Here is an 8,706-nt window from a genome sequence, read left to right on the forward strand (position 1 = left end):
GATCGCAGCGCCTCAGCGGCTTGCGGCCGGTCGGCCGGATGGTTGAGCGCCTCGGTCACCTGGGCGACCTTCCGGGCATACGGCTCAAGAATGCCGGCCCGAGGCAAGGGCCGTTCAATTGATCTGGAGCGTCACCGCGGGATGAAGTTTCTTGAGATTGGGCAGGGATTTTGCCTGCCAGGGGAATTCCGAGCTGCCGCGCACGACCAGGCGGACATCGGCATGCTTGCGGACCTCTATGGTGAATTTCGCCAGGAGGTTGATGCCGGACGAGTTGAGGAATTCAAGATCCCGGAGATCGAGCGAGATTTCGGCGGGCTTGCGCTCCAGCACGTCCAGCATCAGGGCGAGGATCGGGGCATAGGCGTCGGAGCCCGAGAGCCGCATGGTGCCGTCGAAGAAGATCTCGCCTGCCTCGGTCCACACGCGATAGTCGTCGGTTCTTATTTCCATAATACGATGTCCGTCAGTTTCTCATCTCCGAGACCGGGATGGTGGCATAGGTCTCGAGGTGTATGCGGTTGACCGCCTCGGTGGGGCTGAAGATCCATGCCAGCCGGGCGCCATAGTCGCTCATCAGGGTGAGCAGCCCCAGGCCGGAGCCGGTCGCGTCGGCGTCTTCGGCATTGGCTTCGATGCGGCGGATCAGATGGTCGGCCGGGTCGCCCATGGTGATTTCGGCAAGCAGGCGCTGGAATTCGGCGGCGGAGGCCTCGGCGATGACGTTGGTCACCTTGACCTTGAAGTTGCCCTGCTCCATCGCCGCCTCGACCACGATTTCGCCCGGCTCGCGGAACTTCAGCGCGTTCTCGATCAGCTCGTTGACGAGATAGCCGATATTGTGCCGCACCTCCTTGTAGTCGTTGCGCGACGCGTGGAAGGGCAGGGCGAACAGCTCCGCGAAGAAGTCCGAGGTGGTGGCGCAATGGTGCCACTTGAGTTCGAGCGGCCCGTCGAACAGCGTGACGCGGCTGATGCTTTCCCTCATGCCGATGGCAATGTCGCCCGGCCCATACAACGTGGTCATGGTCTCACCTGTGCCGCATGACGACGAGCGTGATGTCGTCGTGAATCTTCTTGGCGCCGATATGTGCCATCAGATCCTCTACTATACCGGTCTTGATCTCTTCGGCAGACCTGCCGTGGCGTTGTCGCGCACTTTCACACAGGCGATCGAGGCCGAACAGTTCGCCGTCCTCGGCTTCGGCCTCGGTGACCCCGTCGGTGTGCAGCACGATCACGTCGCCGCTGACGAACGGGATGTCGCGGGTGGCGACGAAGGGCGAGATGTCGCGCTCGAGGCCGACCGGAAGTCCGAGGTCGAGCGTGTCGATGCGCTCGACCTCGCCGCCGGCGCGCAGGACGAGCACTTCCTCGTGCTGTCCCGACAGGGTCATGCGTCCGCCGTCGTAGTCGAGGAAGGCCAGGGACAGGTGCTTGTCCGAGTTGGTGCGCTCGATGTTCTTGTAGATTGCCCGGTTGAGCCGGTCGAGGAACTGCAGCGGGTCGCCGTCTCCCGTCTCCTGGAGGGCGCGGGCGACCGACTGCACCATCAGCATCAGCACGCCACTCTCCAGTCCGTGCCCGGTGACGTCGCCGATGCCGACCTTGACCCGCGAGCCGTTTTCCAGCACGTCGTAATAGTCGCCGCCGACCTCGTCGGCCGGCCGCATATAGGCTGCGATCTCCACTTCCGGGATGGCCTCCAGGTCGCGCTCCTTCGGCAGCACCATCATCTGGATCTGGCGGGCGACGTCCAGCTCGGCACCGAGGCGCAGGTTTTCGCTGCGCAGCTTGTCATTGAGGCTCGAGATCTCCTGGTTGGCTTCTTCGAGGTCGCGGGTGCGGTCGTCGACGAGCTGTTCGAGGTGCTCGGTGTTGTAGCTGATCTCCTGCGCCATGCGGTTGAAGGCGACGCCGACCTCGCCGACCTCGTCGCGCGATGGAATGTTCACGCGGACCGAATAATCCTTGTTCTGCAGCCGGCGGGCCGCCCCGGCAAGCGCGCTCAGGCCGGCGGTGATGCGCTTGGACAGGCCGAAGACGGCCGCAAACACGATCAGCAGCGAGACCATGATCGCGAGCAGCTGGTAGAGCAGGATGCGGTTGGTTGCCTGCGAGATGCTCTTCTGGGCGGCAAACAGCGACGCGTAGATCTCGCGCTCCGGCACCACGATGCCGACGGACATCGCCTGCGCCTGGATCGGCCCGGAGGTCCAGAGATTCGTCTGCTTGAGCTTCTTCAGCACGACGATGTAGGGAACCCCTTCGCCGCTCTGGTTCAGCGTGATGTGCTGGACGACGCCGTCATTGTTCTGGTCGAGCGCGAGCGCGGCTATCGCCGGCTGCGTGCTGCCGCCGAGCGAGCGCTCGAGGCCGGTGACGCCTTCCCCGGCCTTGCCGCTCGACGAAACCAGGCCGATGGTCTCTTCGCCCTTGGGGTTGATGGCGACCACATTGCCGTTGGACATGGTCAGGAAGCCGAAGCCGCTGTCTGCGACCCTGACGTTTTCCACGACTTCGGCGAGCTGGTCGAGCGTGATATCGGCGCCGGCCGCGCCTGCCACGCCGCCGCGATCGGGTGTCCACAACGGATGGAAGAAGCTGACGATCAGCTTGCCGGTGATGGCGTCGGTGTAGGGTGCCGTCTGGGTGATGTCGTTGCCGCTGACGACGCGCGAGTCCGGCTTTGCCGCCCACTGCTGCCACGAACCGTAGACGCCCGGAAAGAAGAATTCCCAGAACTCGGCCTTGTTGTGTCCCGGATAGAGCCGATCGAAGGTCTGCGCCTGGTCGGTGTAGGGTGCGGTCCTGAAGATCGGCCGCTCCTTCGGCCCGATATAGTACATCTGCAGTTTCGACGAGCCGGTGGTCAGCAGGCTGGGCGCAACCAGGTCGAGCACGGCGCTGTTTTCGATCTCCTCCTGTACCTCCGGCAGGGGTTTGCGGTCCGGGCCGAGCAGGTAACCCCAGACGCTGACGACCGAGGGTGCTCCCGGCAGGTTCTGGGACCAGTCCCCTTCAGGGTTGTAGACGACCGACACCGAGCCCGCGGTCTGACGCGCCAGCGTCGCGCCGACCTGCTTCTGCCTGTCGGGATTGTCGATCTGCGCCTGCAGCACGCCTGCCAGCGATTTCACGTCCGCATGCACGCGGTCGAGCAGAAGGTCGACGCGGGATGCCGTGGAGTCGGCATAGGAGCGTATGTAGGCCTGGTTGGCCTCGGTCAGGCCGGCGCCGACCTCCGAGGTGGCGTCCTCGGACAGTCTCTGGACGTTCCACAATGCCAGGCCGCCGCTCATCAAAAGGTCGAATAGCACGGCGCCGCCGACCACCAGAACGAACTTTGCCCGGAAGGAGTGCAAGCCGAATCGCGGGGTTTCCTCGGCGGGGGCGCTCATGACGGCTTGCGCCCCGATGCGGCCCAGATCGGCCACCCAGCGTAACCCTTCGGGTGAAGGGCGGCGTAAATGTGATCCCGGAAGCCCTGGCGGAAGCGCTTGATGAACTCCGGCGAATCGCCACGCTTGGCGGCCATGTCGCCGGCGTAGACGTCCTCCCACGCGGCGATGACGTCGGCGAAGTCGTTCGGGTCGCCATCGAGGTTCGTCACCATGAATTGCTCGACCCTGATGTCCTCGAAGCCGGCTTCGGCGAGGTAGCGTCGGCTCTTCGGGCCCAACTCCACATCCATCTCGAAATGCTCGAACAGCTTGGCGACCTCGTTGTAGGTCCACTGGATGCTTTCCGCGCGCGGTTCGCCCAGGCAGTGTGAATTCTTCTCGTTGGTGACGTAGACGCGCCCGCCCGGCTTGCAGATCCTGAGCAACTCCTTGAGGATGAGATCCGGCCGGTTGAAGATCTGCAGCGAGTGGCGGCAGGTCACCAGGTCGAACTGGTCGTCGTCGAGCAGCATTTCCGACGCATCGCCATAGGTATATTCGATGCCGCGGATGTCGAACTCCTCCGCCACCTTGCGTGCATAGGCCAGGCTGGAACGGGAATGGTCGAGTGCCACGATGCGCGCCGGCTCGAACTCCTTCTGCACAAGCATGGCGAAGTCGCCGATGCCGCAGCAGATGTCAGCCATCGAGATGCCGGGGCGCATGCCGTGGCGCTCGAGCATCGAGCGCTCGTGCCGCCAGGTCATCTTCGTCTGCGTGCGCAGGATCGGGATGAAGCCGCCTTCCTCCAGAAAGCTCTGGCCGGGGTAGAAGGCGCTGTCATATTCCTCGACAGTGATGTTCGGCTCGATCTTGCTCAGGCGGCTGAACTTGCGCGTGGTCCAGCCGACCACGCTCGAGGTGATGACCACGAATCTGAGCTCGGGCCGCATGCGGCAGGCGTCGACGATGATCCTGGAGAAGGCATGGAAGGCGATGTTGTTCATCTGCGCCAGGCGCCGAACGTTGAGGTAGAGAACGCCTCGCACGCGGTCTATGGCGTCCTTGAGCAGGCCGAGGCTGGGGGCGAGTTCGTCGATCGACTGGGGTCTCACGCTCCCCGAGAGCGTGAACTCCTGGCTGTTCATGTCGTATTGTGCCCGGAAGCGGGAAGAATGCGGGCTCAATGTGCGGAACCCCCGAGCGGCAAGTCGACCATGAGCACGATCCTGTCCTCGCCGGATGATTCGAGCCACAACGCGGCCTCGTAGTCGACGGCCAGTTCGAGCAGCACCATATCCCGGCTCGGCGCGGTGTCGCCCGACAGCGAATTGAGATAGCGTTCCTGCGCGTCGGCACTCTGCGCCTGCAGGATTGCCTTTTCGTAGAACTGACGCTCCTCGCTTGTGCAGGCGAATGCCAGCTCGATGCGGTCGATGTGGGCGTGCCGGGAAACCTTGCATGCGATCACGCCCCCCGGATGTCGTGTCCGGAAGGCGACCTCCAGCAACTCGTTGAAGGCAGATGAGAACAGATTGGAGAACAGCACCGAATCGGGCCGATTGTGGCTGATGGCCCTGGCCACGTAGTTCGAAATGTAGTCGCAGTTCATCCAGTTCGACAGGAATGCGGTCACGTCCATGTCAAGCTGGATCATCCGGCCGAACTCGCGTTCGGGACCTGCCTGTTGGGGGGCGGCATTTGCCGACATTGATATCCTCGCCGGATAGGGTGGATGCCGTGACGCAGACGATCCGCGATCCTGACATGGGCACCGATTCGATTTTCCTGTTCATCCCGACAGGCCTGCCCGTCTTGCGACGGCGGCCATGCCGGGTCGGTGGTGACTATTGGAAGGCTCGATCTTCCTCCGTCGCAACCAGCCTAACCCCCGAACGCTTTATAAACTCTCGCGTCGGCAGCGCCCCCTGGGCGCGGCCGAGGAAATTGCCCTGCAGGCAGTCACAGCCTTCGTCGACGAGCCAGCGCGCCTGGGCGGCCGTCTCGACCCCTTCCGCGGTCACGCTGATGCCGAGGCCGTGGGCCAGACCGATGATGGAGCGGACGATGGTCTGGCTCTTGCGGTCCGTCGCCAGGTCGTTGATGAAGTACTGGTCGATCTTCAGCGTGTCGAACGGGAAATTCTTGAGATAGCCCAGCGACGAATAGTGGGTGCCGAAGTCGTCGAGCGAGATGCGGATGCCGAGCACGTTCAGCGTGTTCAGCGTGTCCAGGTTGTCGACGGTCTGCTCGAGCAGCACGGTTTCGGTGATCTCCAGTTCCAGCCGGTCCGCCCGGATGCCGACGCTGTCGATGATCTGCGCGACCGTATCGGTGAGCGACCCGCTCAGGAACTGCGCCGGCGACAGGTTGACCGCCACCGTCAGCGACGGCGGCCAGCTCATCGCCTGGCGGCAGGCCTCTTCGATGACCCAGGCGCCGATATCGTCCATCAGGCCGTCGGCCTCGGCGATGGGGATGAACACGCCCGGCGGTATCAGACCGATTTCGGGATGGTTCCATCTGAGCAGCGCTTCGAAGCCGACCACTGTCTTCGGCGGCCGGATCAGCGGCTGGTATTCGAGATAGAGCTCCTGTCGCTCCAAGGCCATGCGCAGGCTGCGCCTGAGGTTTTCGCGCTGCTCGAGCAGCAGCATCATCGAGCGGTTGAAGACCCGCGCACAGCCGCGTCCGTCGCGCTTGGCGGCATAGAGGGCGATGTCCGCCGCCTTCATCAGTTCCTCGTTCTCGGTGCCGTGTTGCGGCCCGAAGGCGATGCCGATGCTGGCGCCGACGAAGAGCGGGATGTCGTTGATGATGAAGGGCGCCTTGAAGGCGTCGACGATCGCCTGTGCGAGGCGTTCGGCCTCGCCCGGCTGCTGCTTGCCGGTCTGGATGACGGCGAACTCGTCGCCGGCATATCTGTATGCGCTCTCGCCCGTCCCGAGCGCGCCGCTGATGCGGTTGGCGGCGAGTTGCAAAAGCGTGTCGCCCGTGCCGTGCCCGAGCGTGTCGTTGACCGACTTGAAGTCGTCGAGGTCGATCTGGAGCAGGGCGGGACGATCTCCCGACTTTTCGATTCCCGTCAGGATCTGGCGCAACGTTTCGCCGAAGTGCCGGCGATTCTGCAGGCCCGTCAGGGCATCATGCGTCGCCTGGTGCAGCAGCCTGACGTGCTCGGCCTCCTTGTCCGCGCTCCTGCGATCGGGGCCGGCGTCGGACAGCTCGAGAATGCCGATCCCGTCCGCGGCCTGGAAGATGACGACGCGCCTGGGCTCCTCGCCGTGTCCGCTCAGGTTGAAGATTGCCGGTACGCCGTGTCGCGGAACCAGCTGACGGGCGTCCGCCGGCACTGTCTCGACGAGTTTCGGATAGATGTCGCGCAGATGTGCGCCCGCCGAAGCCGGGTTGCCGTGAACGTCCCGAAGCCCGGCGGCATGGCCGGTCAGGCGGAAATCACGACCGTAGAACGACACGATATCGGTCGTGTCGGCCAGTAATTCCTGAAGTCGCACGTCGGTGGAGGGCAGGTCGGACAGTCTTCCTTGCCTGCCTTCTCTGCCTTGCGCGCCCCGCACGTTCGCAAGCCAACGTCTCAAGCGGTACAAGTCCGCATCTCCTTACCGCTACGGAAGGCAAGCTAGCACAACAGCGTAAGCCGTGGCAAACGCTTGCCGTTTGCTGTTCACAGTGTGATGGCCGCCGCCGCCGCGGGCGCGGCCTGCATGCAGCCGGTGGCGCCCTTGGAATCGGAGCGCCGGCCGGGTCCCTCGCGGTCCTTGGGGGATCCGCCGGCAGGGCTGGTCCGCTGCAACCGTTCGTTGCTCGCAGCGTGGCCGTGCATTGGCCACGCATTTGAATGAAAGATATACTGGATAATATAGGCCAAATTTACCATCATCAAAAAGTCGCCCACCCTACATATCACCATATATGCACTGAGTTTCCCCTTGGTTGCAATTGTCGCTGTGGCACTGTTCTGTCGGACAACAAAACAGGGGATAGGGCGATGGCGACGACCGGCTCGCAGTTCGGCAACAATTCTGGTGAGATCGAGGGCGGTCTGGCGCTGTCCGGCAATGGACGGTCGGGTGGCGGCAACGAACTGCTTGTGGCGCAGGCCGAGGGCCAGCCGCAGCAGCAACAGCCGGCGGCCCAGGCCGAACCGGTGCCGGTCGATGCCGGTTCCGGCCAGCCGGCCCAGGCGCCCCAGCCGCAGGCTGCCGCGCCCACCGCGGCGACCCCGACCGAATATGCCGCCGACGCCTCCAACGTCGTGCGGCTGCCGGCCAATGTTTCGGTGGACAACATCCGCGTCGACGGCGCCAACCTGGTCCTCGAGCAGGCCGACGGCAGCGTCATCGTCATCAAGGACGCCGCGGCCAACGTGCCCACCTTCATCCTCGGCGATGTCGAGCTGCCCCGCGTCGCGCTGATCGCGGCGCTCGAATCCGCCGGCGTCGACGTCGCCTTCGGCCCCGATGGCGCGATGTCGGCCGCTCCCGGCTCGGCCGACAGCTCGGGCGGCAACTTCGAAGCCCCGGTCGGCGGCATCGGCGACGGCTTCGACCTCAGCGCCCTGCTTCCGCCGACGGCACTGCAGTTTCCCGAATTCGAGCGGCGCGAGCTTTTTCCGACGGAGCGCCCTGACCGCGCGCCGGAAATCTCCGACCTGACGCCCGCACTGGAGGGCGGCGACGTCACTGTCTACGAATCGGCATTGCTCGCCAGCCGCGGCCAGGGCGAGAGCGCCGGGTCGGACGCAGGTCAGGAAGGTGCATCGCAGAGCGGCGACTTTACCGTCAAGTCGGAAGACGGGATCGCATCGCTGACGGTGGGTGGCGTCGAGGTGATCAAGGACGGCGTGTTCACTCCGACGGTGATCACGACCGGTCTCGGCAACAGCATTTCGATCGACAGCTACGACCCGAGCACCGGGAAGGTCGTTTACACCTACACGCTTGTCGACAACGAGCAGCACGCCGACGGCGACGGCAACAATTTGTTGTTCGAAGACCTCGAAGTGAGCCTGGTGGACCAGGATGGTGACGTCGCGACCGGCACCCTGTCGGTGAAGATCGTGGACGATTTGCCGGAAGCGGCCGACGATGGCGTGACGCAGGGTTCGGAGAATGCTCCGATAGTCGTCGATGTTCTTGCCAATGACGACAAGGGCGCGGACGGCGTTGCGCCGAGCAATGTCGCGCTGGTTGCGAACACGCTGGCCTCGACGGATGCGAACGGTCCTGGCACGCTGGTGCTGAACGCCAATGGCAGCTTCAGCTACACGCCGGTTGCGGGCGAGGAAGGGACGGTGACGTTC

7 protein-coding genes are annotated in these 8,706 nt (G+C 64.3%); 1 reads left to right on the top strand and 6 read right to left on the bottom strand.

The genetic code is table 11. The annotated features are described in order from the left end of the window. Positions 1-114 precede the first annotated feature (114 nt). The 6 genes from PV773_RS22235 to PV773_RS22260 form a co-directional block, all read right to left on the bottom strand. Positions 115-453, bottom strand: coding sequence for a hypothetical protein (locus tag PV773_RS22235; RefSeq protein ID WP_347968463.1), 339 nt, complete (start codon positions 451-453; stop codon positions 115-117). 13 nt (positions 454-466) lie between these two features. Then, complete coding sequence (locus PV773_RS22240) at positions 467-1,027, bottom strand: ATP-binding protein (protein WP_347968464.1); 561 nt, start codon at positions 1,025-1,027, stop codon at positions 467-469. 4 nt (positions 1,028-1,031) lie between these two features. Continuing rightward, positions 1,032-3,401: a SpoIIE family protein phosphatase gene (locus PV773_RS22245; protein WP_347968465.1), complete on the bottom strand. Its 2,370-nt coding sequence runs from the start codon at positions 3,399-3,401 to the stop codon at positions 1,032-1,034. Continuing rightward, entirely contained in the window at positions 3,398-4,531 is a 1,134-nt protein-coding gene (locus PV773_RS22250) for a methyltransferase domain-containing protein (protein WP_347968466.1), read from the bottom strand. Before PV773_RS22250 ends, PV773_RS22245 begins: the two co-directional genes overlap by 4 nt. A gap of 35 nt (positions 4,532-4,566) precedes the next feature. Then, positions 4,567-5,040, bottom strand: coding sequence for a ubiquinone biosynthesis methyltransferase UbiE (locus PV773_RS22255; protein WP_347968467.1), 474 nt, complete (start codon positions 5,038-5,040; stop codon positions 4,567-4,569). A 190-nt stretch (positions 5,041-5,230) separates the two neighbouring features. After that, positions 5,231-6,859, bottom strand: coding sequence for an EAL domain-containing protein (locus tag PV773_RS22260; protein ID WP_347968468.1), 1,629 nt, complete (start codon positions 6,857-6,859; stop codon positions 5,231-5,233). 533 nt (positions 6,860-7,392) lie between these two features. On the opposite strand from PV773_RS22260, the gene PV773_RS22265 reads away from it, so the two are divergent. Continuing rightward, the coding region (locus PV773_RS22265) for an Ig-like domain-containing protein (RefSeq protein WP_347968469.1) at positions 7,393-8,706 on the top strand (1,314 nt) is incomplete at its 3' end.

Source organism: Mesorhizobium sp. CC13, from assembly GCF_039907765.1.
In the GTDB taxonomy this organism is placed as follows: Bacteria; Pseudomonadota; Alphaproteobacteria; order Rhizobiales; family Rhizobiaceae; genus Aminobacter.

Excerpts from the sequence above, each read along its gene's own strand:
- PV773_RS22235 (WP_347968463.1), bottom strand. The coding sequence starts at position 453 with ATGGAAATAAGAACCGACGACTATCGCGTGTGGACCGAGGCAGGCGAG.
- PV773_RS22240 (WP_347968464.1), bottom strand. The coding sequence starts at position 1,027 with ATGACCACGTTGTATGGGCCGGGCGACATTGCCATCGGCATGAGGGAA.
- PV773_RS22245 (WP_347968465.1), bottom strand. The coding sequence starts at position 3,401 with ATGAGCGCCCCCGCCGAGGAAACCCCGCGATTCGGCTTGCACTCCTTC.
- PV773_RS22250 (WP_347968466.1), bottom strand. The coding sequence starts at position 4,531 with ATGAACAGCCAGGAGTTCACGCTCTCGGGGAGCGTGAGACCCCAGTCG.
- PV773_RS22255 (WP_347968467.1), bottom strand. The coding sequence starts at position 5,040 with ATGATCCAGCTTGACATGGACGTGACCGCATTCCTGTCGAACTGGATG.